At 71.1% G+C, this 25,477-nt stretch carries 20 protein-coding genes; 10 read left to right on the top strand and 10 right to left on the bottom strand.

Annotation, left to right across the window (positions count from 1 at the left end; all coding sequences use genetic code 11):
• The first annotated feature begins 74 nt into the window (after positions 1-74).
• The 4 genes from gabT to DEJ30_RS18255 all read left to right on the top strand — a co-directional run bounded on the left by gabT (position 75) and on the right by DEJ30_RS18255 (position 4,594).
• Entirely contained in the window at positions 75-1,436 is a 1,362-nt protein-coding gene (gabT, locus tag DEJ30_RS12610) for a 4-aminobutyrate--2-oxoglutarate transaminase (protein WP_110861922.1), read from the top strand.
• A gap of 68 nt (positions 1,437-1,504) precedes the next feature.
• Positions 1,505-2,992: an NAD-dependent succinate-semialdehyde dehydrogenase gene (locus DEJ30_RS12615; RefSeq protein ID WP_110862066.1), complete on the top strand. Its 1,488-nt coding sequence runs from the start codon at positions 1,505-1,507 to the stop codon at positions 2,990-2,992.
• Positions 2,989-4,359, top strand: a complete 1,371-nt coding sequence (locus DEJ30_RS12620) for an NAD(P)/FAD-dependent oxidoreductase (RefSeq protein ID WP_110861924.1) — start codon at positions 2,989-2,991, stop codon at positions 4,357-4,359. Before DEJ30_RS12615 ends, DEJ30_RS12620 begins: the two co-directional genes overlap by 4 nt.
• A 76-nt stretch (positions 4,360-4,435) precedes the next feature.
• Positions 4,436-4,594, top strand: a complete 159-nt coding sequence (locus DEJ30_RS18255) for a hypothetical protein (RefSeq protein WP_181420130.1) — start codon at positions 4,436-4,438, stop codon at positions 4,592-4,594.
• A 328-nt stretch (positions 4,595-4,922) separates the two neighbouring features.
• Here the strand turns inward: DEJ30_RS18255 and DEJ30_RS12625 are convergent, their stop codons facing one another.
• From DEJ30_RS12625 to DEJ30_RS12660, 8 genes are all read right to left on the bottom strand, one after another.
• On the bottom strand, positions 4,923-6,287 hold the full coding sequence (locus DEJ30_RS12625; protein ID WP_110861926.1) for an NAD-dependent succinate-semialdehyde dehydrogenase: 1,365 nt from the start codon (positions 6,285-6,287) through the stop codon (positions 4,923-4,925).
• Between the two features lie 21 nt (positions 6,288-6,308).
• Positions 6,309-7,721: an APC family permease gene (locus DEJ30_RS12630; RefSeq protein WP_110861928.1), complete on the bottom strand. Its 1,413-nt coding sequence runs from the start codon at positions 7,719-7,721 to the stop codon at positions 6,309-6,311.
• 99 nt (positions 7,722-7,820) lie between these two features.
• Positions 7,821-8,864 carry an agmatine/peptidylarginine deiminase gene (locus tag DEJ30_RS12635; RefSeq protein WP_110861930.1) on the bottom strand — a complete coding sequence of 348 codons (1,044 nt, stop codon included), beginning with the start codon at positions 8,862-8,864 and terminating at the stop codon, positions 7,821-7,823.
• On the bottom strand, positions 8,861-9,895 hold the full coding sequence (locus tag DEJ30_RS12640; protein WP_110862069.1) for a nitrilase-related carbon-nitrogen hydrolase: 1,035 nt from the start codon (positions 9,893-9,895) through the stop codon (positions 8,861-8,863). The genes DEJ30_RS12635 and DEJ30_RS12640 overlap by 4 nt, the downstream gene beginning before the upstream one ends.
• A gap of 291 nt (positions 9,896-10,186) precedes the next feature.
• Entirely contained in the window at positions 10,187-11,530 is a 1,344-nt protein-coding gene (locus DEJ30_RS12645; protein ID WP_110861932.1) for an NAD(P)/FAD-dependent oxidoreductase, read from the bottom strand.
• Positions 11,530-12,894 carry an FAD-binding oxidoreductase gene (locus tag DEJ30_RS12650; RefSeq protein ID WP_110861934.1) on the bottom strand — a complete coding sequence of 455 codons (1,365 nt, stop codon included), beginning with the start codon at positions 12,892-12,894 and terminating at the stop codon, positions 11,530-11,532. The genes DEJ30_RS12645 and DEJ30_RS12650 overlap by 1 nt, the downstream gene beginning before the upstream one ends.
• A gap of 2 nt (positions 12,895-12,896) precedes the next feature.
• Positions 12,897-14,324, bottom strand: a complete 1,428-nt coding sequence (locus tag DEJ30_RS12655) for an aspartate aminotransferase family protein (protein WP_110861936.1) — start codon at positions 14,322-14,324, stop codon at positions 12,897-12,899.
• Positions 14,321-14,803 carry an Lrp/AsnC family transcriptional regulator gene (locus DEJ30_RS12660; RefSeq protein ID WP_035809531.1) on the bottom strand — a complete coding sequence of 161 codons (483 nt, stop codon included), beginning with the start codon at positions 14,801-14,803 and terminating at the stop codon, positions 14,321-14,323. Before DEJ30_RS12660 ends, DEJ30_RS12655 begins: the two co-directional genes overlap by 4 nt.
• 133 nt (positions 14,804-14,936) lie before the next feature.
• Here DEJ30_RS12660 and DEJ30_RS12665 point away from each other — a divergent pair, with 133 nt between their 5' ends.
• The 5 genes from DEJ30_RS12665 to DEJ30_RS12685 are packed head-to-tail and all read left to right on the top strand — an operon-like array spanning position 14,937 to position 20,633.
• Complete coding sequence (locus tag DEJ30_RS12665) at positions 14,937-16,391, top strand: aminobutyraldehyde dehydrogenase (protein ID WP_110861939.1); 1,455 nt, start codon at positions 14,937-14,939, stop codon at positions 16,389-16,391.
• 30 nt (positions 16,392-16,421) lie between these two features.
• Complete coding sequence (locus DEJ30_RS12670) at positions 16,422-17,603, top strand: ABC transporter ATP-binding protein (protein ID WP_375231880.1); 1,182 nt, start codon at positions 16,422-16,424, stop codon at positions 17,601-17,603.
• A complete protein-coding gene (locus DEJ30_RS12675; protein ID WP_220032956.1) occupies positions 17,600-18,820 on the top strand; it encodes a PotD/PotF family extracellular solute-binding protein in 1,221 nt (406 codons plus the stop codon). Before DEJ30_RS12670 ends, DEJ30_RS12675 begins: the two co-directional genes overlap by 4 nt.
• Positions 18,817-19,758, top strand: a complete 942-nt coding sequence (locus tag DEJ30_RS12680) for an ABC transporter permease (protein WP_110861943.1) — start codon at positions 18,817-18,819, stop codon at positions 19,756-19,758. Before DEJ30_RS12675 ends, DEJ30_RS12680 begins: the two co-directional genes overlap by 4 nt.
• A complete protein-coding gene (locus DEJ30_RS12685; protein WP_110861945.1) occupies positions 19,755-20,633 on the top strand; it encodes an ABC transporter permease in 879 nt (292 codons plus the stop codon). The genes DEJ30_RS12680 and DEJ30_RS12685 overlap by 4 nt, the downstream gene beginning before the upstream one ends.
• Before the next feature lie 77 nt (positions 20,634-20,710).
• Here the strand turns inward: DEJ30_RS12685 and DEJ30_RS12690 are convergent, their stop codons facing one another.
• Positions 20,711-22,000, bottom strand: a complete 1,290-nt coding sequence (locus DEJ30_RS12690; RefSeq protein ID WP_110861947.1) for a hypothetical protein — start codon at positions 21,998-22,000, stop codon at positions 20,711-20,713.
• Positions 21,997-22,713 (bottom strand): ABC transporter ATP-binding protein, encoded by a 717-nt coding sequence (locus tag DEJ30_RS12695; RefSeq protein ID WP_110861949.1) that lies wholly within the window; start codon positions 22,711-22,713, stop codon positions 21,997-21,999. The genes DEJ30_RS12690 and DEJ30_RS12695 overlap by 4 nt, the downstream gene beginning before the upstream one ends.
• 87 nt (positions 22,714-22,800) lie before the next feature.
• Between DEJ30_RS12695 and DEJ30_RS12700 the strand changes: the two genes are divergently transcribed.
• Positions 22,801-25,407 carry a carboxylate--amine ligase/circularly permuted type 2 ATP-grasp protein gene (locus DEJ30_RS12700; RefSeq protein ID WP_258369920.1) on the top strand — a complete coding sequence of 869 codons (2,607 nt, stop codon included), beginning with the start codon at positions 22,801-22,803 and terminating at the stop codon, positions 25,405-25,407.
• Positions 25,408-25,477: the final 70 nt, after the last annotated feature.

Here is a 25,477-nt window from a genome sequence, read left to right on the forward strand (position 1 = left end):
GGGTCGATCTGCCGGGGGGACGGTGTACGCCGTGGACAGTGGGAGTGCGCGCTGCTGGCTCCTACCATCGCCGCATGTCCTCCACCGCAGCGTCCGCGACCCGAGCGACCACCGGCGGCCCGTCGCTGCCCCAGGAACGACGGCTCGTCACCGCCGTCCCCGGCCCGCGATCGCAGGAGTTGCTCGCCCGGAAGGCCGTCGCCGTCGCGGCCGGGGTCGGCGTCGCCGTGCCCATCGCCGTCGTCGCGGCCGGTGGCGGCGTCGTGGTCGACGCCGACGGCAACTCGTTCGTCGACCTCGGGTCCGGGATCGCCGTGACGTCGGTCGGCAACGCCCACCCCGGCGTGGTCGCTGCGGTCACCGAGCAGGTGGCTGCCTTCACGCACACGTGCTTCACCATCGCTGCCTACGACGGGTACGTCGCCGTCGCCGAGGCACTCAACCGTCTGATCCCCGGCGACCACGAGAAGCGGACGGCGCTGTTCAACTCCGGGGCCGAGGCCGTCGAGAACGCCGTCAAGATCGCCCGGAAGCACACCGGTCGGCAGGCCGTCGTCGTCTTCGACCACGCCTACCACGGCCGCACGAACCTGACGATGGCGTTGACCGCGAAGAACCAGCCCTACAAGAACGGCTTCGGTCCGTTCGCACCCGAGGTCTACCGCGTCCCGATGTCGTACCCGTTCCACGACGGGCTGTCGGGACCCGAGGCGGCGAAGCGTGCGATCAGCCAGATCGAGAAGCAGGTCGGGGCTGCGAACACCGCCGCGGTCCTGATCGAACCGATCCAGGGCGAGGGCGGCTTCGTCGTCCCGGCGCCGGGGTTCCTCACCGCACTGTCCGAGTGGGCCACCGCCAACGGCGTCGTGTTCATCGCCGACGAGGTCCAGACCGGGTTCGCCCGCACCGGCGCGATGTTCGCCAGCGAGCACGAGGGGATCGTGCCCGACGTCGTCACGACCGCGAAGGGCATGGCCGGCGGACTCCCGTTGTCCGGTGTGACCGGGCGTGCGGCGATCATGGACTCCGCCCACGTCGGCGGCCTCGGCGGGACGTACGGCGGCAACCCGATCGCCTGCGCCGCAGCCCTCGCGGCCATCGACGCGTTCGAACACGACGGACTCGTCGAGCGCGCCGGGGCGATCGGCACGGTCCTGCTCGACGCCCTGCGCGGCGCCCAGGCCGACGACCCCCGCATCGGCGACGTCCGCGGCCGCGGTGCGATGGTCGCGATGGAGCTCGTCGACCCCGTGACCGGTGATCCTGACCCCGGGCTCACCGGACGGGTGGTGCAGTACGCGTTCGAGCACGGGGTCATCGCCCTCACGGCCGGCACGTACGGCAACGTCGTGCGCTTCCTGCCGCCGCTGTCGATCGACGACGACCTGCTCCGCGACGGCCTGGCCGTCGTCCTCGACGGGCTGGCCGCGTCGTGAGCGCGACGATCCCCGCAGCAGCCTGGCCCAGCGTCCCCGACGCCACCGGACCAGCCGCCGAACAGGCGGTGCTCGACCGCGTCCCCACGGGCCTCCTGGTCGACGGCGTCTGGCAGCCGGCGGCCGACGGCGGGACCTTCGCCGTCGTCGACCCTGCGACCGGCGAAACACTGCTGCACATCGCCGACGCCTCGCCCGAGGACGGCCGGAAGGCGCTCGACGCCGCCGTCGCCGCACGGCACGGCTGGGCGACCACGTCCCCGCGGCAGCGCGCCGAGGTGCTGCGCCGCGCGTTCGACCTGCTTCAGGGGCGACGCGAGGAGTTCGCGCTCCTGATGACGCTGGAGATGGGCAAGCCCCTGGCCGAGGCCCGCGGCGAGGTCGCCTACGGCGGCGAGTTCCTCCGCTGGTTCTCGGAGGAAGCGGTCCGGATCGGCGGTTCGTACGGCACCAACCCCGAGGGGACCGGCCGCGCCACCGTCTCGCACAAGCCCGTCGGACCCGCGTTCCTGATCACACCGTGGAACTTCCCGTTGGCGATGGCGACCCGCAAGATCGCACCGGCGCTCGCCGCCGGCTGCACCGTCGTCGTGAAGCCGGCCGAACTGACGCCGTTGACCACCCTGCTGTTCGCCGACCTGCTCGTCGAGGCCGGTGTGCCCGCCGGCGTGGTCAACGTCGTCCCGACCACCCGGGCCGCCGACGTCTCCGCGCCCGTGATCGCCGACCGCCGCCTGCGGAAGCTGTCCTTCACCGGTTCCACGCCGGTCGGACGCACGCTGCTCGGTCAGGCGGCTCAGAACGTGCTCCGGACGAGCATGGAGCTCGGGGGCAACGCCCCGTTCCTGGTGTTCGCCGACGCCGACCTCGACCTCGCGGTGGAGGGCGCGCTCGCCGCGAAGTTCCGGAACACCGGCCAGGCCTGCACGGCCGCGAACCGGTTCCTGGTGCACGCGGACGTCGTGGACGAATTCACCCGGCGGGTCACCGAGCGCGTCGAGGCCATGCGGGTCGGTCGAGGCACCGAGGACGGCGTCGCGATCGGACCGCTCATCGACGCCCGTGCCGTCGACAAGGCCCATCGACTGGTGACCGACGCGGTCGAGCGCGGGGCGACGCTCCGCACCGGCGGGCACGCTGTCGACGGACCCGGCACCTTCTACGAGCCGACCGTCCTGACCGACGTGCAGCCCGGCAGCGCGATCCTCGACGACGAGATCTTCGGGCCGGTGCTCGCCATCCGCCCGTTCCGCACCGAGGACGAGGCCGTGGCCGCCGCGAACGACACCGAGTACGGTCTGGTCGGCTACGCGTTCACCGAGGACCCGGCACGCGGGCAGCGCCTGATGGAGCGGCTCGAGACCGGCATGCTGGGGCTGAACACCGGGGTCGTGTCGAACGCCTCGGCACCGTTCGGCGGCGTCAAGCAGTCCGGCCTCGGTCGCGAGGGCGGCGGCGAGGGCATCGCCGAGTACCTCGAGACCATGTACACGCTGACCCCGGACCCGTTCCGGCACACCGACAGCACCACGACCGCACAAGGAGCAGCTCGATGATCGAGAAGGACGTCGTCGTCATCGGAGCCGGTGTCGCCGGTCTCACCGCCGCGAACCGCCTGCGGGCTGCCGGCCTGCGGGTCGCCGTGCTCGAGGCCCGCGACCGCGTGGGGGGCCGCACCTGGACGAACGACATCGACGGGGTGACCCTGGAGATCGGTGGGCAGTGGGTCTCGCCCGACCAGACCGCACTGCTCGAGACCCTCGACGAGCTCGGCCTGCAGACGTACGACCGGTACCGCGAGGGCTCCAGCGTCTACATCGACGCCGACGGCACCCGAACCGAGTACACCGGGGACATCTTCCCCCTGCCGGAGGCCACGGCGAACGAGATCGAACGCCTCGTCGCCGTCGTCGACGAGTACGTCGCGAAGGTCGACCCGGCCCGCCCCTGGGAGACCCCGGACGCGGCCGCCCTCGACGAGGTCTCCTTCCGCGCCTGGCTGCACGACCTGAGCCCGGACCGGGTCGCGACCGACAACGTCGAGCTGTTCATCGCCGGCGCGATGCTCACGAAGCCCGCGCACGCGTTCTCGGCGCTGCAGGCCCTGCTGATGGCGGCGTCCGCCGGGAGCTTCACCAACCTGGTCGACGCCGACTTCATCCTGGACAAGCGGGTCGTCGGCGGCATGCAGCAGGTGTCCGAGCGGCTCGCTGAGCGCCTCGGCGACGACGTGCACCTGAACGCCCCGGTCCGGACGCTGCGCTGGGGCGACGACGGGGTCGTCGCGCTCGCCGACGGCGGGATCGAGGTGCACGCCCGACAGGCCCTCGTCGCGGTCCCGCCGCCCCTGTACTCGCGGATCTCGTACGAGCCGCCGCTGCCCCGACGTCAGCACCAGCTCCACCAGCACCTGTCGATGGGCTTCGTGATCAAGGTGCACGCCGTCTACGACCGTCCCTTCTGGCGCGCGGCGGGCCTGTCCGGCACCGCGTTCAGCCCGTACGAGGTCGTGCACGAGGCGTACGACAACACCTCGCACGGTTCCGAGCAGGGCACCCTGGTCGGGTTCGTCTCCGACCAGCACGCCGACGACCTGTTCGCGCTGTCGACCGGGGAACGGCGGGCCCGGGTGCTCGCCTCGCTGGCGCACTACTACGGCGACGAGGCCCTGCGACCGGTCGTCTACTACGAGAGCGACTGGGGCACCGAGGAGTGGACGCGCGGCGCCTACGCGGCGAGCTTCGACCTGGGCGGGCTCGTCCGCTACGGCGCCGACCAGCGTGCCGCGGTCGGTCCGATCCGGTTCGCCTCGAGCGACCTGGCCGGGCAGGGCTACCAGCACGTCGACGGCGCAGTGCGCATCGGTCGCGAGGTCGCCGAGGAGATCCTGGCGGTTGTTCCGCAGGCAGCTTCGACACCGTAACCGTCTCGACCGGTCACGGATTCGTGCCGCATCCAGCCGCTGACGTGTCCAGGTGTTGACGCGTACCGTCCGGGCCATGAGTGACGCAGCGAACGGGTCCAGCGACCCCACGAAGGACCAGGAGCAGTACACCGAGGACCTGCCGGACGGGTCGCCCACGGGCGACGCGACGGAGGACCCCGCGCAGGACAGCGACACGGACTCCGGCGGCGAGCCCGCCGACCCGCAGCAGTAGCGGCGGCGGTCGCGCGGCAGCGCTGTGGCGTGGCGGCGTGAGACGCCGGCGTGTTCGCTCGACGCCTCCATGCCATCGAGACGCCGCCGGATCCGGCGGCGTCTCGCGCGTTCCGCGGCGTCGAAGCGTGACGACGGCGTCTTCCGGTGGCGAGGCGGGAGCGGCGACGGACGGACGGACGGGAGGCGCGGTGCCAGCTGGCACCGCGCCTCCCGTCCGTCGTGGGCCCGGCGGCAACACACCGGCGTCTTGGTCAGGCGCCGTCACATCATCGAGACGCCGCCTGATTCGGCGGCGTCTCGCGAAGACGCCGGCGTCTTCGCGTCGGTCAGCCGATGCGGATCAGCTTCTTGTTCACGAACTCGTCGGCCCCCAGGGGGCCGAGCTCACGGCCGAAGCCACTGCCCTTGACGCCACCGAACGGCAGCTCCGGGCTGTCCGCGCCGACGATGTTCACGTAGACCATGCCGGCCTCGATCCGGTCGGCGACCCGGAGTGCCTGGTCGGCGTCGGTGGTGAACAGGTACGAACCGAGGCCGTACGGGGTGTCGTTGGCCAGGGTGATCGCCTCGTCCTCGTCGGCGACGCGGTACACGGCGGCGACGGGACCGAAGAACTCCTCGCGGTAGGCGTCGTTGTCCGGCGTGACGTCGGTCAGGATCGTCGGCAGGAAGGCGTTGCCCTGGCGATCGCCGCCCGTCACGACGGTCGCACCCTGCTCGACCGCGGCGGCGAGCTGCTCCTGCAGCCGTTCGGCCGCGGCCGGGGACGACAACGGGCCGAGTTCGGCACCGGGCACGCTCGGGTCCGTCGGTTCGACCGCCGACATCGCCGCGGTGAACTTCGACAGGAAGTCGTCGTACAGGCCGTCGACCACCAGGAACCGCTTCGGGGCGTTGCAGACCTGGCCGTTGCCCTCGAGCCGAGTGGTGACGGCGGACTCGACGACGGCGTCCAGGTCGTCGGTGGACAGCACGATGAAGGGGTCGGAGCCGCCGAGTTCGAGCACCACCTTCGTCAGGTTCCGGCCGGCGATCTCGGCGACCGCGGCACCGGCGCGCGCCGAACCCGTGAGCGAGACGCCCTGCACGCGCGGGTCGGCGATGACGTCGGCGACCTGGTCGTTCGTCGCGAACACGTTCGTGTAGGCACCGGCCGGGAAGCCGGCGTCGTGGAAGATCCGCTCGATGGCCAGGGCGGACTCCGGGCACTGCGGTGCGTGCTTCAGCAGGACGGTGTTGCCGATGACCAGGTTCGGTCCGGCGAACCGGGCGATCTGGTAGGCGGGGAAGTTCCACGGCATGATGCCGAGCACGACGCCGATGGAGGCCTTGCGGATGAACGCGGACCCCTCGGACCCGTCCGCCAGGGTGATCGGTTGGTCGGCCAGGAACGCCTCGGCGTGGTCCGCGTAGTAGTCGTAGATGTCGGCGCAGAAGTCGACCTCGCCCTCGGCCTGGTCGATCGGCTTCGCCATCTCGCGCACGATCGTGGCGGCGAGCTCGGCGTGCCGCTCCCGGTACAGGTCCGCGACCCGGTGGAGCAGGGCTGCACGGTCGGCGACCGTCGTCGTCCGCGACCACTCGGTGTGCGTGCGGTCGGCGGCTGCGACGGCGTCGTGCAGCTCGGCGTCCGTGATGGTCGGGTAGGTCTCGAGGGTCGTGCCCGTGGAGGGGTCGGTGACGGCGTACATGGCGTCCTCTCGTGGTGGCGGTCAGGCCTGGTCGGTCAGCTGCTTGTTCACACCGGTGACGGGCTGGTTCTCGTCGAAGCCCTTCGGTGCGACCCGGAAGCCCTTCGTGATGACGAGCAGGTAGACGAACCCGATCGCCGCCCACACTCCTCCTGCGATCAGGGCGTCGGCATGGAGCTGGGACCAGAGCACCCCGGTCAGGAGCATCGCGACCCCCGGCAGCACGATGTAGCGCCAGCGGTCGCCCGCCGTGTGACGACGTCCGTTCCGGATCGCGAAGTGCACGATCACGGTGGCGTTGACGAAGGTGAACGCGATGAGGGCGCCGAAGTTGATGTAGGCCGCGATCGTGTCGAGCGAGAAGCTCATCGCGAGCAGGGTGACCGCGCCGACGAAGACGACGTTGAACACCGGGGTGTGCGTGCGGGGGTGCACGTAGCCGAAGACCCGCTTCGGCAGCACGTTGTTCCGCCCCATCACCATGAGCATGCGGGCGACGCTGGCGTGCGAGGCGAGACCCGAGGCGAGCGCGGCGACGAAGCCGGCCGACACGAGGACCGCCTGGAACACCGGGCCGCCGACGAGCAGGCCGATCTGGGGGAGCGGGTCGTCGGTGAACTCGCCGAAGGGTGCGTTGGTGGGGAAGCGGAGCTGGGCGAAGTAGGCGGAGACCAGGAAGATCGCGCCGCCGAGCAGGACGGTCAGCATGATCGCCTTCGGCATGATGCGGATCGACTTCGCCTCTTCCGTGTACATCGTCACGGCGTCGAAGCCGATGAACGAGAAGCACACCACCGTCGCCCCGGTGAGCAGCGCCGACATCGTCACGCTGTCGTGCACGAAGGGTTCGGCGCTGACGATCGTGCCCGCACCAGCGCCCTGGGAGAGCTCGATGACGGTGAAGACCACGAACGCGATCATCGCCAGGACCGCACCGACGAGCAGCACCATGTTGAGGTTCGACGTGCCGCGCATCGACAGGCAGATCACCGTCGTCACGAAGACCGAGTAGACGACGACGGTCACCCACGGCGGCAGCCCCGGGAACACCTGCTCCAGGTAGAGACGGATGATCAGGGCGTTCACCATCGGCAGCAGCAGGTAGTCGAGCAGCGACGTCCAGCCGACCATGAAGCCGAGGTTCGGGTGCATCGACTCCCGGACGTACGTGTACGCCGAACCGGCGGCGGGGTAGACGCGCACCATCTTCCCGTAGCTGATCGCGGTGAGCGCCATGATGACCAGGGCGATGAGGTACGCGCTCGGCACCGCCCCGTCGGTCTGCTCGGAGACGATGCCGAAGGTGTCGAACACGACCGTCGGGGTCATGTAGCCGAGACCGAGTCCGACGATCGCCCAGAGCCCGAGGCTCCGCTTCAGCGATCCGCCGCGCACCGGTGCTGCCGGCGCGGTGACCGCGATCGGTGATGCCATGTGACTTCCCTGCTCTTCGGGGCCGGGCAGCGTCGCCCGATCAGTTCGGAGCACCATACCGACGGGTCGGCAGTGGGCGGACCGGCCGCGGTGTACAGGTCATCGGCACCCGCTGTACACCGCGGCAGTGGTTCGGGCCGCCGGTTGCTGCTGCGTGATGCAGTGCAGCCCACCACCCCGCGCGAAGACCTCGCGGGCGTCGATCGAGCGGATGCGTCGGCCCGGGTACGCCTCGGCGAGGATGCCCCTGGCGCGGTCGTCAGCGACCGGGTCGCCGAACGCGCAGGCGATCACGGCGTCGTTCACCACGACGTGGTTCACGTAGTTCCAGTCCACCGGTCCACCGTCGTCGGACAGCGTCGAGGGGGCGGGCAACTCGATGATCGTCGCATCGGTCGCCTGCTCGAGCGCTCGCCGGATCTGGGGCATGACCAGGTGGTCCGGGTGGCCGGCATCCGGCTGGGCGTGCAGCAGGACCGTGCCCGGGTCGGCGAAGGTCGCCACCATGTCGACGTGGCCCCGGGTGCCGAGGCCGTCGTAGTCGCGCGTCAGACCGCGTGGCAGCCAGACGACCCGCGTGGCGCCGATCGTGCGCGCCAGCTCCAGCTCGACGCGCTCCCGGTCGGCGTACGGGTTCCGGCGCGGGTCGAGCTGCACCGTCTCCGTCACGAGCACGGTGCCGGCGCCGTCGACGTGGATCGCCCCGCCCTCGTTGACGAGCAACGACGGGATCCGCGTGGCTCCCGCAGCACGGGCGACGGTCGCGGCGACCTCGGCGTCACGCGTCCAGGTCGACCACGGGTTTGCACCCCAGCCGTTGAACACCCAGTCGACTGCGCCGAGTCGCCCGGAGTCGTCGTCGACGACGAACGTCGGACCGATGTCGCGCATCCAGAAGTCGTCGAGAGGCGTCTCGAGCACGTCCACGCCGGACGACAGCAGGCGACCGGCATCCGCGCGTGCGACCGGGTCCACGACGACGGTCACCGGCTGGTGCTCGCTGATCGTGTTGGCCGTGGTCGCCCAGGCCAGGCGCGCGGCCTCGGCGCTCGCCGCGTCGTCGCCGAGCGTCAGGCCGGGGCGTGGGAACGCCATCCAGGTGCGTTCCTGCGGAGCCGTCTCGGGAGGCATCACCCACGTCATGCGTGCGCCCCGCGCCCGGGTGTGGCCGGTTCCACGGCCAGGGCCGCGTCGATCGCGTCGCGTGCGCCGTACGCGTGGCGTTCCTCGTCGACGGGGTCGACGAGTCCGGCGTACAGGTCGGGGCGCCGGGTCAGGTAGAAGGGGAACAGCCGGAGCCACTCCGTCCGGGCGTCGAGGTCGAGGTCGGCGACGAGCACCACGCTCGTGTCACGGGGAGCCTCGACGAGCACGCGGCCGAACGGGTCCGAGATGAAGGACGAGCCGTAGAACGTGATGTCGCCCTCGTCGCCCCACCGGTTCGGCACGACCATGAACTGCCCGGCGGTGATGCCGTTCGCCACGATCACCCGCTGCCAGATCGGCGCGGTGTCGAAGTCGGGGAACGTCGGTTCGGAGCCGATCGCCGTCGGGTACACGAGCACCTCGGACCCGGCGAGCCCGTAGGCGCGGGCGACCTCGGGGAACCACTCGTCCCAGCACGTCGGCAGCCCGACCCGGGCGCCGAGGCCGGCCGGTTCGTGGACGGGGAACGGGTCGGCGTCGGCGCCGGGGCGGAACCAGGTGTCCTCGTGGTAGCCGGCGCTGATCGGGATGTGGGTCTTCCGGGTCCGGCCGACCAGGGCGCCGTCGGGGGCGACGAGGACCGCCGTGTTGTACCCGCGCGGGTCGTCGGGATGGTCGTCGTCGTCCGGCCGCTCGTACAGGGAGGCGTGCACGAACACTCCGTGGTCGATCGCCTGGGCACGGGCGAAGGTGACGGTCGGGCCGTCCTGCAGCGACTCGGCGAGGTCCTTCGGGGTCCCGCTCGCCTGGGTGTCGCCCGGGTAGCGGCGCAGCGTCAGTTCGGGCAGGAACACCGCGGTGGCGCCGTTCGCTGCGGCGGTCGCGATGCCGTCGGCGAGCTGGGCCAGGTGCTCGTCCGGGTCGGGGAGCCACCGCACCTGCACGAGGGCGACGCGGAGGGACCGGCGGGGTGCGCCGGTGTCGGCGTGCAGCGGCGACGGGAGCGAGGGTGCGGTGACGACGTCCATGCCGCCATTGTTGATCATGCGATCAACGAGCGCAAGGTCTTCACGCCGGTCGCCGTCCACGCCGCGGGTCCTCCTTGATGAGCCGCCGTGACGGACTGCGGGCGGCCGCGAGCGCGGGGTGGTCCAGATCGAGACCGGCAAGCAGGGCGAGCAGTCGTTGAGCCGGTGCCGGACGTCTGGCCGCAGCAGGTTGTCGTGGTGAGCGACACGGTTCCGGAGTCGACGGAGCGTCTCGAGTTGGAGCCCGGTCGTCTCCTGGCTGAGTCGTTCGATGACGCACCGGGATGGCGCTCAGGGCGTGGACAGCGGGTCGGCGAGCGAGAGCGGCGCGACCTCGGTGCCGAGCAACCGCCCGGCCGCCCGCAGCCCGGACAGCAGCGCACCGTGCACCGTCGCCGGGTCGTCGCTCCAGGTGGCCTCGCCGGCGAGCTGCACCCGGCCGGACGGGGTGCCGAGCAGGTCGTGGTCATCGGGTGATGCCCCGACGTGCAGGTACGAGTACGAGCCCCGCGAGAACGGGTCCTCGGCCCACCGGGTGATCCGGAACGCCTCGGGCCGGGGGACGGACGCGCCGAACATCTTCCGCAGCGCCGCCACCCCCTCGTCGACGACCACGGCGTCCGGCAGGGTCTCGAGCCGACGGGCTCCGGCACCACCGACCAGGGCGGCGAGCACCGGCGCACCGGTCACCCGGGACATGTCGTACCAGGAGTGCCAGTCGACCCCGGCGGACCCCTGCTGCCGGACCACCCACGAGTCGCCCCAGAACCGTGAGGGGAACCGCAGGAACACCTTGTCGTAGGCGCCCATCCCGAGTCGGCCGAGCGCTCCGGTCACCGGTGCGGACAGGGGCGGGGTGAAGACCACGTCGCCGGCCCGCAGCACCCCGAGCGGCACCGTGACGACGACCTGCCGGGCGGCCACGGTGGTGCCGTCGGCGAGCCCCACGGTCACCGAGTCGCCGACCTGGGTCACCGACCGAACGACCGACGACAGTCGCACGTCGAGACCCTCGGCCAGCGCGCGGGCGTACTGGGCGTAGCCGCCGGGGAACACCACCTCGTCACCGGGGACGTGCTCCTCGTCGAGGCCGTGCGCGTCGAGGACGGTCACGGGGGCACCGCAGAGGTCCTCGGAGCGGTGGGCCGTGTACTCGCGGACCCGTGCGGCCCGGTCGCCCTGCCACCGCAGCGACCGGAGCACGGTGTCGACGGCGGCCGCGTAGGTCGAGGGCGGTGGAGCATGTGCGACGACGGCGCCGAGGGCCGAGTCGACGGTGTGCAGGTCCGCGACGAACGCCGACGTGTCCTCGGCGGAGAGTGCAGCGCCGGACGGGTCGTGCCAGGCGATCGGCCGGCCGTCGAACTGGAAGCTGCCGACCGTGAACTCCACGGTGTCGAAGCCGAACGCCGACGCCAGGGCCCAGAGCGGGTTGCCGTCGACCCCGTGGATCCACGAGGCGCCGAGGTCGACCGGAACCCCGAGCGACGAGTCGGTCCAGGTGCGTCCACCGATCCGGTCGCGGGCCTCGAGCACGACGACCCGCTGCCCGCCGAGTGCGAGCGCCCGGGCGGCGGCGAGCCCGGCGACCCCCGCCCCGACGACCACGACGTCGGCGTCGAGACCAGCAGCCATCAGTGTCCTCCGGTCAGCGGTGCCATGAGCCGGGCGGCCAGACTCGGCCGCCCGGTCAGCGCTTCTTCGCGGTCGGCCAGGTCGGTCGCGACGAGTCCTGCGTTCGCCCCGAGGAACCGCAGCGGCTCGGGCTCCCAGTCGGGCGATCGGTGGTTCACCCACGGCAGTGCGGTCAGTGCCGTCGACTCCCCGCGCACGAGGTCGGCGAGGGTCCGTCCGGCCAGGTTCGCCGTCGACAGGCCGTCACCGACGTACCCGCCGGCGCTGCCGACGTGGCCGTCCCAGGTCACCGAGGCGCACCAGTCGCGCGGGACCCCGAGCGGTCCGCCCCACATGTGGGTGACCGGGGCGTCCGCGACGACGGGGAACAGGTCGACCAGCGCCCTCCGCAGGTGCTCGAACACGCGCGGCACCCGGTCGTACCCGGGCGTGATCGCGGAACCCCAGTGGTAGCGGGCTCCGCGGCCACCGAACGCCAGCCGGTCGTCGGCCGTGCGCTGCCCGTACACGAGCAGGTGCCGGTAGTCGGAGAACGTCTGCCCGTGCTCGAGCCCGATGCGCTCCCACGCGGACGCCGGCAGCGGGGCCGTCGCGATCATCAGCGAGTACAGCGGCAGGATCCGCCGCTTCGTCTGCTCCAGCTGGGCGCCGTACCCCTCGACCGCGATCACCACGGCGCCCGCCGTGACGGTCCCGCGCGACGTGATCACACGCCCGCGATCCCAGGACGAGACGGGCGTGTGCTCCGCGATCCGGACGCCACGGGCCTCCAGGGCGGCCGCGAGGCCACGCACCAACGCGGCGGGCTGCACGCGCGCGCAGTCCGGGGTCCACGCGACACCCGCCGATCCGGCGGCGTCGCCCGCTCGAGCCGGTCGCCACGTCATGTCGTCGCCCCATGCCGCGGAGGACGCGACCTCGTCGTGGGCGGCGCGTTCCTGCACGGCGGAGCGTGCGTACAGGACGGTCCCGCCCTTCACGTAGTCGCAGTCGACCTCGGCTTCGGACGCGGCGCGGCCGACCTCGTCGACGGTGTCGCGCATGGCGGCCCGCAGCGCGAGCGCGGCGTCGCGCCCGTGCTCCTCGGCGATCGTGGAGGCGGACCGCGGGAACAGCGCCGAGCACCAGCCGCCGTTCCGACCGGACGCGCCGAAGCCGGCGATCTCGCGTTCGAGGACGACGATCTGGAGGCGCGGGTCGGCCCGGTGCAGGTACCACGCGGTCCAGAGACCCGTCAGTCCACCGCCCACGATCACGACGTCGGCCGTGGTGTCGCCGTCGAGCGGCGGCCGGGGCGTCAGGTCGTCGCGTCCGGTGGACGCGAGCTGGTCGAGCCAGAACGAGACGCCCCGGTAGCCGCCCACGGTCAGATCTTCGTCCAGGCCTCGGACAGGACGCTCCGCAGGATCGACGTCATCTCGCGGAACTCCGGCTGCCCGATCGTCAGCGGCGGTGCGAGCTGCACGACGGGGTCACCGCGGTCGTCGGCCCGGCAGTACAGCCCCGCGTCGAACAGCGCCTTCGACAGGAACCCGCGCAGCAGCCGCTCGGACTCGTCGTCGTCGAAGGTCGTCTTGGTGGCCTTGTCCTTGACGAGCTCGATGCCGTAGAAGTAGCCGTCACCCCGGATGTCGCCGACGATCGGCAGGTCGAGCAGGGTGTCGAGCTCGGCGCGGAAGAGCGGGGCGTTCTGCTGCACGTTGGCGAGCAGCCCCTCTTCCTCGAAGATGTCGAGGTTCTCCATCGCGACGGCGGCCGACACCGGGTGCCCGCCGAACGTGTAGCCGTGGTAGAAGGTCGTGTCCCCCTTGGAGAACGGCTCGAACAGCCGGTCGCTGATGATCGTCGCGCCGATCGGGGAGTACCCGGAGGTCATCGCCTTGGCGCACGTGATCATGTCCGGCACGAAGCCGTAGGTGTCGCAGGCGAACATCGTGCCGATCCGGCCGAAGGCGCAGATGACCTCGTCGGAGACGAGCAGCACGTCGTACTCGTCGCAGATCTCGCGCACCCGCTGGAAGTACCCGGGCGGCGGGGTGAAGCAGCCGCCGGAGTTCTGCACCGGCTCGAGGAACACCGCGGCGACGGTGTCGGGGCCCTCGAACTCGATCATCTCGCGGATCCGTTCCGCCGCCCAGGAGCCGAACTGCTCCTCGGTACCCCCGGGGAAGCCCATCTCTTCGGCGCGGTACGAGTTCGTGTTCGGCACCCGGAAGCCACCGGGGGTGAGGGGCTCGAACATCTCCTTCATCGCCGGGATGCCGGTGATCGCCAGGGCGCCCTGCGGGGTGCCGTGGTACGCGACCGCGCGGGAGATCACCTTGTGCTTCATGGGCTTGCCCTGGAGCTTCCAGTAGTACTTCGCGAGCTTGAAGGCGGTCTCCACCGCCTCACCGCCACCCGTGGAGTAGAAGACCTTGTTGAGGTCACCGGGGGCGTGCTCGGCCAGCCGGTCGGCGAGCTCGATCGCCGCGGGGTGCGCGTACGACCAGATCGGGAAGAAGCTCAGCGTCTCCGCCTGCTTCGCGGCCATCTCGGCCAGGCGCTTCCGCCCGTGCCCGGCGGCGACGACGAACAGGCCGGACAGCCCGTCGATGTACTCCTTGCCGTGGCTGTCGTAGACGTGGTGGCCCTCGCCGCGCACCATGATCGGCACGTCGGCGCCGGCCTGGTTCGCGCCGTGCCGGGCGAAGTGCATCCACAGGTGGTCCCGGGACTTCCGCTGCAGGTCGGCGTCGTCGACCGGTGCGAACGGGTCGTAGGAGCCGAGGCGGGTGGGCTGTTCGATGGTCATCGCGTTCCCCAGTCGTAGAGCTGTTTGCGGAGTTGCAGGTAGACGAAGGTCTCGGTGCCGGCGACGCCCGGGATGGCCCGGATGGTGCCGTTGAGCAGTTCGATCAGGTCGTCGTCGTCCTCGCACACGACCTCGACCATCAGGTCGAAGCTGCCGGCGGTCATCACGAGGTAGTCGACCGCCGGCAGCTGTTCCAGGGCATCGGCGACGGTTCGGGTGTCGCCGCTGACCCGGATGCCGATCATCGCCTGCCGGTGGAAGCCGAGCTGCATCGGGTCGGTGACCGCGACGATCTGCATGACGCCGGTCTCGGTCAGCTTCTGCACGCGCTGCCGGACCGCCGCTTCACTGAGACCGACGGCCTTGCCGATCTCGCCGTACGGGCGGCGCCCGTCCGCCTGGAGTTGTTCGATGATCCGCTTCGAGGTGTCGTCGATGGGTCCCGGACGTCGTGGTGCTGCCGCCATGCCGGACAGCATGGCAGCGAGGTTCGGGGCGCGCAAGGGATTCCGTTGTGAACACCGTGTTTCGCGACGATTTCCGTTGTTACGGTTCTCCACAACCTCCGGATCCTTCTTCCGCGCCGCCGGAATCCGTGTCAGTATCACCGCCATGCTGGACGCACAGAGCACGGCGACGGCGGACACCGACACCCGGGTCCTGCGGAACTTCGTCGGGGGCGCCTCCGTCGAGTCGACCGCCGACACCACGTTCGACCTGGTCGACCCGACCGACGAGCACGTCTACGGCACGTCCCCGGTGTCCACCCCCGCCGACGTCGACGCCGCCTTCGGTGGGGCCGCGACCGCGTTCGAGACGTGGCGCCGCACCACCCCGGGGGAACGGCAGCTCGCCCTGTTCCGGATCGCCGACGCGATGGAGCAGCGGGCGTCGGAGTTCGCCGACCTCGAGTCGCTCGACACCGGGAAGCCCCGCGCCACCCTGGTCGAGGACGAGATCCTGCTGTCCGTCGACCAGATCCGCTTCTTCGCCGGGGCCGCCAGGAACCTCGAGGGTCGGAGCGCGGGCGAGTACCTGGCCGACCACACCTCGTTCGTCCGGCGCGAGCCCATCGGCGTCGTCGCCCAGGTCACCCCGTGGAACTACCCGCTCAACATGGCGGTGTGGAAGTTCGCGCCGGCGCTCGCCGCGGGCAACACCACCGTGCTCAAGCCGAGCGACACGACACCCCTGTCGACCCTGCTGCTCGCCGAGGTCGCCGCCGAGTTCCTGCCGCCGGGGGTCCTGAACGTCGTGGTGGGGGACCGCACCACCGGCGCCGCGATGGTCGACCACCCCACCCCGCAGCTCGTGTCCATCACCGGGTCCGTCCGCGCCGGCATCGAGGTCGCCCGCGCCGCCGCCGGTGACCTCAAGCGCACCCACCTGGAGCTCGGCGGCAAGGCACCCGTGATCGTGTTCGACGACGCCGACATCCCCTCGGCGGTGGCCGGGATCGTCGCCGCCGGGTTCTTCAACGCCGGACAGGACTGCACCGCCGCCACCCGGCTGCTCGTGCAACAGGGCATCCACGACGAGTTCGTCGCGGCGCTCGCCGAAGAAGCACGGCGCAACGCAAGAACCGGATCAGACGGTTATTTCGGGCCCGTCAACAACGCGAACCAGCTCGCGCACGTGCGGTCGTTCCTGGACACGCTGCCGGACCACGCGACGATCGAGCTCGGCGGCGCACGACAGGGCGACCGCGGGTACTTCCACGAGGCCACGATCGTCGCCGGCCTGCGCCAGGACGACCGGGCCGTGCAGCAGGAGATCTTCGGCCCGGTGCAGACCGTGCAGCGGTTCTCGACGGAACAGCAGGCGCTGACGTGGGCGAACGGCGTCGAGTACGGCCTGGCCAGCTCGGTGTGGACGACCGACCACGCGCGTGCGATGCGCTTCGCCCGTGACCTGGACTCCGGTTGCGTGTGGATCAACACGCACATCCCGATCGTCGCCGAGATGCCGCACGGTGGGTTCAAGCACAGCGGGTACGGCAAGGACCTGTCCCAGTACGGCTTCGACGACTACACCCGCATCAAGCACGTCATGTCCTACATCGGCTGAGGCCGACCACCCCCTGGAGGCACCATGGCAATGACCGGAACGTTCGCCGAATCGGGAGCCGATCTCCGGCTCGACCAGATCACGAAGTCCTTCCCCGGCCACACCGCCGTGGACAGTCTCGACCTGACGGTGCCCGCCGGCTCGTTCTTCGCGTTGCTCGGCCCGTCGGGCTGCGGCAAGACGACGACCCTGCGGCTCGTCGCCGGGCTCGAGGAACCCACGAGCGGCACCATCACCATCGGCGGCCAGGACGTCACCGACACGAAGCCGTACCAGCGGCCCGTCAACACGGTGTTCCAGAACTACGCGCTGTTCCCGCACATGAGCGTGCTCGACAACGTGGCGTTCGGGCTGAAGCGGCGCCGGATCCCGGACCCGATGGCGAAGGCGAAGGAGGCGCTGCGGCTCGTCGAACTCGAGGGGTCGGCGTCGAAGCGGCCCGCCCAGCTCTCCGGCGGCATGCAGCAGCGCGTCGCCCTGGCCCGCGCGATCGTGAACCGGCCGGCCCTGCTGCTGCTCGACGAGCCCCTCGGCGCCCTCGACCTGAAGCTCCGCCACCAGATGCAGCTCGAGCTGAAGACGATCCAGGCCGAGGTCGGACTCACGTTCCTGCACGTCACCCACGACCAGGAAGAGGCGATGACGATGGCCGACACGGTCGCCGTCATGAACGGCGGTCGGATCGAGCAGATGGGCAGCCCGCAGGACCTGTACGAGCTGCCGCGCACGGCGTTCGTCGCGAACTTCCTGGGCCAGTCGAACCTGCTCGAGGGCGAGGTCCGCGGCACCGACGCCGGCCTGCTCGTCGTCGCCACCGCGGCCGGGTCCATCGCCGTGCCGGCCGACCGGGCCGTCGCCACGACCGGTCGCGTCGTCGTGGGCGTCCGGCCCGAGAAGCTCAAGATCCGCACCGCCGAACCGACCCCCGAGGCCGGACGGAACATCCTCGGCCCCGGTCGGGTCGTGGACGTCTCGTTCTCCGGCGTCAGCACCCAGTACCTGGTCGACGTGCCGGGCGCCGGGCGCGTCTCGGTGTTCGCGCAGAACTCGAAGGGCGGGCCGCGGATCGCGACCGGCACCGAGGTCTGGCTCACGTGGGGCGTCGACCACGGTTTCGGCCTGGAGGCGCACCCCACGTCCGACGCGACCGTCACCACCCAGGACGACACGGGCCTCCAGGCCGTCCCCGCCACGGCAGGATCGCTCGCGTGACCGGCGCGGTACCCGGTCCGGACCTGCTGCGCGGGCTGACGTCGGCCCGCGTGAGCCGACGCGGCCTGCTGGCCGGCGGCGGGGCCGCCGCGCTGGCCGCCCTGCTCACCGGCTGCAGCATCAAGGGCTCCGCCGCCGCCGGCGCCGAGGACACCGTCGACTGGGCGGCGTTCTGGAAGGACGCGAAGGCGACCGGCACCCTGAACTTCGCGAACTGGCCGCTGTACATCGACTCCGACCACGGCAAGTCCGAGTCGCTGGCGCTGTTCGAGCAGGAGACCGGCATCGAGGTCGACTACCAGGCGGTGATCCAGGACAACGCGACCTTCTACGCGACCGTCTCCCCGATCCTGCGGGCGCACGGTGCGACCGGCTACGACCTCGTCGTCATGACGAACGGGTTCGAGCTGACCCAGATGATCAAGAACGGGTTCGTGTGCGAGCTCGACCACTCGCGGCTGCCGAACTTCGCCGCGAACGCCTCGGACTCCGTCAAGGACCCCATCTACGACCCGGGCAACAAGCACTCCGTCGTCTGGCAGACCGGGTTCACCGGGCTCGCCTACAACCCGAAGTACACCGGGCGGAAGATCACCTCGCTCAAGGACCTGCAGGACCCGGCGTTCAGGGGCCGCATCGGGCTGATGAGCGACAACACCGAACTCGGGTCACTCGGACTGCTCGCGCTCGGCATCGACCCGGAGACCTCGACGCCCGCCGACTGGCGGAAGGCCCAGGCCTGGCTGCGCGAACTGCGGCCGAGCGTCACCGGCTTCTACGACCAGAGCTACATCAACCGGTTGGAGAACGGCGACACCTGGATCACCCAGGCGTGGTCGGGCGACGTGTTCCAGGCGCAGCAGTCCGGGTTCCCCGACCTGGAGTTCGTCACGCCGGAAGAGGGGCAGATGACCTGGCACGACAACATGCTCATCCCACGGCAGGCCGCGAACCCGGTGTCGGCGCTCGAGTGGATGAACTTCTACTACACGCCGAAGGTCGCCGGGATCGTCGAGGACTGGGTCAACTACGTCTGCCCGGTACCCGCGGCCGAGGACTACGTGCGGGACGAACTCGACGACGCCACCGTGGCGGACAGCCCGCTCGTGTTCCCCTCTGAGGACGTGCTGGAGCAGTCGCACGAGTTCCGGGTGTTCGAGAACTACGACGAGTACTCGGAGTGGAACGGCATCTTCAACGCGGTGGTGCAGTCGTGAGCGCGGTCGGGGTGGCGCCGGGGCTCGCTCCCGGTGGTCCCGGTGGGTCCGCCGGCCCCGCGCCGGTGCGGCGGGGACGCCGTCGGAGCACGCCGTTCTTCCTGGCGCTCGTCGGCACCGCGTACCTCTGCGTGTTCTTCGTCATCCCGCTGGTGTCCGGGCTGATCGTCTCGCTCATGACCGGCAACCCGGACGACGGCTACACGTTCACCTGGAACTTCGGGATCTACGGCTCGCTGTTCGTCGACCCGCAGGTGCCCTACCTGACGTTCCTGCTCCGGTCGCTCTGGTACGGCGCCGCCGCCACGATCGCCTGCATCGTCGTCGGGTACCCGGTGGCGTACTTCATCGCGTTCCGGGTGTCACCGCGGTGGAAGAACCCGCTGCTCATGCTCGTCTTCATCAGCTTCCTGGTGTCGTTCATCATCCGCACCGACATGTGGGCGTTCGTGCTCGCGTCGCAGGGGCCGGTCGTCACCTTCTTGCAGGGGATCGGGCTCGCCGGCAAGGACTTCCACATCCTCGGCACCGGGGGCGCGGTGATCTTCGGCGACGCCTACAACGACCTGGCCTTCATGGTGCTGCCGATCTACGCCGCCCTCGAGCGCATCGACCCCCGGCTCGGCGAGGCCGCGAACGACCTGTACGCCGGCAAGTTCCGGGCGTTCTGGCACACCACGCTGCCGCTGTCCCGCTCGGGCATCTTCGCCGGGGTGCTGCTCGTCTTCATCGACAGCGTCGGTGACCCGGTGAACTCCGCCCTGCTCGGCGGCACGAACACGTACACGATCGGTCAGGCGATCCAGGACGCCTACTCCGGCAACCAGCAGTACAACGTCGCCGCAGCCCTGTCGACCGTGCTCATGGTCGTGCTCGGCATCATCCTGTTCATCTACGCCCGCGTCTCCGGCACCGACGACCTCGAGGACCTCGTATGACCGCCGTCGCACCGTCCCGTTCCGCCGCCGCTCCGGCCTCGCCCGTGACCGGTTCCGTCGCCGGCCGTCCGCGTCGTCACGGGGTGAACCGTCGTGGGCCCTGGCTCGCCATCGTGTACTGGGTGACGATCGCGATCACCCTCGTGCCGATCGTCTACATGATCGTGTACTCGTTCAACGACGCCCCCACCAACCGGCTGTCGTTCGCCTGGAACGGTTTCACGACCTACTGGTACGCGAACCTGGTGAACGTGTCCGGGCTCGGGGCGGCGTTCGTCACCTCGGTGCTCGTCGCGTTCCTCGCCGCGATCATCTCCGTCGCGATCGGGCTGCCCCTCGCGCTGGCGCTGGAGCGGTACCGGTTCCCGGGTCGCGGTGCCGTGAACACCGTCGTGTTCGCCGACATCGCGGCGCCCTCGATCGTCGTCGGTTCCGCGTCGCTCTCCTTCTTCCTGTCGGTGGGGCTCGGCACCGGGTTCCTGACCGTGCTGATCACGCACGTGGCGTTCGACGTCGCCTACGTGGTCGTCGTGCTGCGGGCCCGGATCGCGGGCACCTCGCGCGCACTCGAGGAGGCCGCGGGTGACCTCGGGGCGACGCCGTTCCAGGCCTTCCGGCTCGTCACCCTGCCGCTGCTGGCGCCGGGCATGCTCGCCGCGGGGCTGCTCGCGCTCGCGATGTCGATCGACGACTACGTGATCACCTCGTTCGTCGCCGGGCCCGCGGTCACCTTCCCGCTGTTCGTCTACGGGGCTGCGAAGGCCGGGATGCCGCCGCAGGTGCTGTGCTTCGGGACGCTCGTGTTCGCGGTGGGGTTGCTCGTCGCGCTGCTGAACGGGGCGCTGAACCGGCGGTTGGCGCGGACGCGGGGGTAGGGCACCGCGCGCTGGCAGGGATTGTCGAGGTGCGCACGGTGCTCGGCCCCGTTGGTGTTCGACCGGCGGATGCGGGCTCAAACTCCGGTGTCGACGAGTTGTGGGCCCAACGGTCGGCGCCGAGCCTGCAGGACCGGTGCGGTCGTCGCCACCACCATGATGACGAGTCCGACGGCGACCACGAACGGCACGGGACGAAGCGGGTCCGTCCAACTCGTCAGGGCCGCTGGGATGGTCGCGATCGCGAGTGGTACTGCGATGAGCGCCGCGGTGACGACCACCGCGACGGCTTCCAGTACCGCAGCGACGAGCCCCGTCCGGAAGGTCCCGCCAGCGGCGACGAGCAGGGCAACGTCCCGTCGTCGGCCCATCGTCGTCATCACCACGGTGGCAGCACCGGTGAAGAGGACGATCAGGACCGGGCCGCCGAAGATGGCGAGGCCGCCCAGGTAGTACGCGGGCGAGTCCCAGACGCCCGCCAGGCCGGTGAGTGAGCCCAGCAGCATCGCCACCGCGAGCAGTGCGATCGCCGAGTGGCTCCGCGCGACGTGGTACCTCAGCGACTCGCGCGCGAGGAACCACGCCGCCGGAGCCCCGGGGAGCGCTGATGCCCACGCCGACACCAGCGATCGGCAGGACCAGGGTGCGACCGTGATCACGAACCCCATCGCGGGCACGAGGAAGAGCATCGTGACGCCCCGTGCGCCGAGCAGCGTCAGCACGTACATCGTGACGGTGACGCCTCCGAGCACCCAGGCGGTGATCTTCCGGCCGCGGCTGGGACGGGCGGGCTCGGATTCGGACTCACGGACGGCGTCCAGGGCGGGGGTCGTCGACGCCGAACGTGCAGCCCCGAGTGCGCTGAGGAGCACCACGAGCTCGAACACCACGAAGGCGGTGACTGCCTCGAGCACGCCGAGGCGCGGATCGAGGGCTGGCGCGCCGGGGTTCCGGAGGGGCGCCGAGAGGAAGGCCATCAGGCTCCGGAGTGTGAGAGGCATCAGCGTCAGGGCGGTTCCGAACGCGACGAGGGACAACGTGACCGCCTGTGCGAGCACGACCCGGCGGATCAGCGCAGGCCCGAGACCGCCGAACTGCCACAGCGCGTACGTCCGGCGCTGGACGCGGATCGCGAACGTCACGAGCACGTTGAGTGCGCCGACGACCACGATGGCGTTCATCGCTCCGAAGACCATCGCGTGGTTGCGCAGGCCGGCTGCGTCGACGGTGTCGGTGATCGCAGCGGCGGTCGAGACGTCACCCGCGCAGACGAGCGCGACGACGGCGGTCAAGACCATGACGACGAACGTCGAGGTCCAGAGCCGCCAAGCCCGGACGACCTCGGCGAGGACGAGACGTGTGATCACCGGGACACCGCCTCGAGGATCTCCGGCACCGAGGGAGTGACGAGCTCCCGGTGCAGGCGCCCGTCGCGCAGGACGAGCACGCGGTCGCCGAGTGCCGCGGCCTCGAGGTCGTGCGTGACCATCACGACCGAACGCGACCCCGTGGCCGCCGCACGCAGGAGTTCGAGCACGCGTGCTCCGGACTCGGTGTCCAGGGCGCCGGTCGGTTCGTCGGCGAACACGACGTCCGGCTGGGTGACGATGGTGCGGGCGATCGCCACGCGCTGCTGCTGACCGCCGGAGAGCTGGCCGGGGCGGTTCTGGGTGACCGCGCCCAGACCGACCGCTTCGAGGGCGTTCCGGACGACCACGCGATCGACCGACCCGGTCACGAGCCGGAGCGGCAGCGCCACGTTCTCGAAAGCGGTCAGGGCGGGGATGAGGTTGTACGACTGGAACACGAACCCCAGGTGGTCGCGTCGGAAGGCAGCCAGCGAGTCGCCCCGGAGGGTCGCGAGGTCGGTGCCGTCGATCCGGACGGTGCCACTGGTCGGCGAGTCCAGCCCGGACAGACACTGCAGGAGCGTCGACTTGCCGGAGCCGCTCGGACCGACGACGGTGACGAACTCGCCGCGGCCGACGTTCACGGAGACGTCTTCGAGGACGGTCGCGTCATGGCCTGCTGCGCTGCGGAACCGCCGCGTCAGCGCTGATGTCTCAAGGAGGGGAGTCATCACACCAATATATGACATATGTTACGAGCGTGAGTCGGCCACGGCCGGCGGCGGACGCGCCACAGGGCAGACGCGTAGGTTCCAGCCATGAGTGCAGAGCTGACGCTCGGCGCCGAGGAAGAGCTGCACCTCATCGACCTCGAGTCCGGCCGACTTTCCGCGAAGGCCCCGCGCCTTCTGCCCAAACTGCCCACGGATCGCTTCGGCGCGGAACTGCAGCGCACGACGATCGAGACGAACACCCCGGTGGTGCGGACCCTCGACGACCTGCGGCGGGTGATCGTCGACCTGCGCACTGAGCTCAGCGCCGCGATCGCCCCGGCCGGGGTCACCATCGCCGCCGTCGGCACCGCGCCGAGGTCGGAGTACGCCGACTTCGAGCTGAGCGCCGGCGGTCGGTACGGCCGGATGCAGGAGCAGTACCGGATGCTCGTCGACGAACAGCTCATCTGCGGGCTGCAGGTGCACGTCGGGGTGAGCGACCGCGACCTGGCGGTGCTGATCGCCCAGCGGGTGGCCCCGGTGCTCCCGGCGCTGCTGGCCCTGAGTGCGTCGAGTCCGTTCTGGAACGGGCAGGACACCGGGTACGCCTCGTTCCGGAGCATCATCTGGCAGCGGTGGCCGTCGGCCGGCAGCTTCGGACCGGTCGCGGACGCCGCCGAGTACGACCGGGTGCTCGACGACCTGATCGCCTCGGGCGTGATCGCCGACAAGAAGATGGCCTACTTCGACGTGCGGCCGTCGTCGCACGCGCCGACGCTCGAACTCCGGGTCTGCGACGCGACCCCGGTGGTGGACGACGCCGTGCTCATCGCCGGACTCTTCCGCGCCGCCGTGCGCAAGGCCGAGAAGTCGGTCGTGTCCGGCGCCGAGTGGCACCCGCGCAGCGAACCCCTGCACCGTGCGGCGATGTGGCAGGCCGCCCGCTCCGGGTTGAGCGGCGAACTCGTCGGCCTCGGACAGCACCCCGAACGCCTGCCCGCCGAGGTCGCGGTGCGCCAGCTCGTGTCCCGCCTGCGGCCGGAGCTCGAGGAGCTCGGCGACTGGGGGACGGTGACGGAGCTGCTCGAGGCGACCCTGGCCCGTGGCAACTCCACCGACCGGCAGCGCACCGCGTACGCCGAGCGTGGGGAGATGGACGACGTCGTCGCCCTGGTGGTGGAGGACACCGCTGGGCTCCCGTCCGGACGCGAGGAGGACCCGGTGGTCCCGATCCCCGGGTACCGCGTCCGCGCCGGCGACGAGGCGGTCGGCCCCGGGGCACGCCCCCGTCCGGCGTTCCGTGACCTGGCGGCCTTCTTCAGCGGCTGGGACGCCCAGACCGCGATCGAGCGGTGCACGGCGCGCGACGTCTGGACCCGCGAGCACCACGTCGGCTTCGTTGTCGACGGCGGTGCGCAGGAGTTCGGCTGCGACCTGGTTCCCCGGACGATCAGCGCGTACGAGTGGTCGCAGCTCGAGCGTGGCCTGGGGCAGCGGGCCCGTGCGATCGAGCTGTTCCTGCGTGACGCGTACGGCGACCGGCGGATCGTGGCCGACGGCGTGCTGGACGCGGACCACTTCGTCGGTGCCAAGGGCTGGGACCCGGACGCCACTCGGCTGCCGGCGACCGCGGTCCGTGCGCCGGTGCTCGGGTTCGACCTGGTGCGCAACGAGTTCGGCGGCTGGCGGGTGCTCGAGGACAACGTCCGCTCGCCCTCGGGCGTCGCGTACGGCATCGCCCTGCGCGAGCTGATGGACGACGTCGTGCCGGACGCCCCGCGGCCGGCGCACCTGCGCGACCCGCACGGCGTGACCGACCGGCTCCGCCGGACCCTCTGCGCGAACACCACCGCGGTGACGGGCGCGACCGACCCGGTGATCGCACTCGTCAGCGACGGCCCCGCCGCCGGCGCGTGGTTCGAACACCGCAGCCTGGCCCACGGGGCCGGGTTGCGCCTCCTGTCCGGATCCGACCTGGACGTCCGTGACGGACGCGTGGTCGACGCGACGACGGGCGACGTGCTCGACGGGCTGTACCTGCGGATCGACCGCGACGTCATCGCACTGACGTCGGAGCAGGCTCCCGACCTCGGTGCCCGGATCCTCGACGCGGCGGAGGCAGGACGCGTCTACCTGGCGAACGCGCCGGGCAACGCGCTGGTCGACGACAAGGCGATGTACGTCACCGTGCCGGACCTGATCTGGTACTACCTGGACGAGAAACCCCTGCTGGCATCGGTGCCGACGTACCGCACGAGCATCGAGGTCGAACGGCTGTCGGTCCTGGACCGCGTCGGGGAACTCGTCACGAAGCCGGTCGACGGCGAGGGCGGGCGCGGGGTCCTGATCGGACCGAGCGCGAGCGCCCCCGAGGTGGCCGAGCGACGACGCGAGATCGCCGCGGACCCCGCCGGGTGGGTGGGGCAGGAGGTGGTGCAGCTGTCCTCGCACCCGACGATCGGACCCGCCGGTCTCGACCCGCGACACGTGGACCTGCGGGCCTTCGTCTACGCGACGGGGACCGGACCGGACGACGTGCACCTGGCCGACGTCGCCCTGACGCGCGTCGCGCCCGAGGGCAGCATGGTCGTCAACTCGTCGCAGGGCGGCGGCGTGAAGGACACGTGGATCGTGGGGAACGCCCCGGCGGACACCGACCCCGCGCCGGCGGACACCGAACCCGCGCCGGCGGACACCGAGGGAGAGCGCTGATGTGTGGACTCGCGGGCGAGATCCGGTTCGACGGTCGCGGTGTGCGGGATGAGCGACTTCGCGACCTTCT

It is taken from the genome of Curtobacterium sp. MCPF17_003 (assembly GCF_003224385.1).
GTDB classification, from domain to species: Bacteria; Actinomycetota; Actinomycetes; order Actinomycetales; family Microbacteriaceae; genus Curtobacterium; species Curtobacterium flaccumfaciens.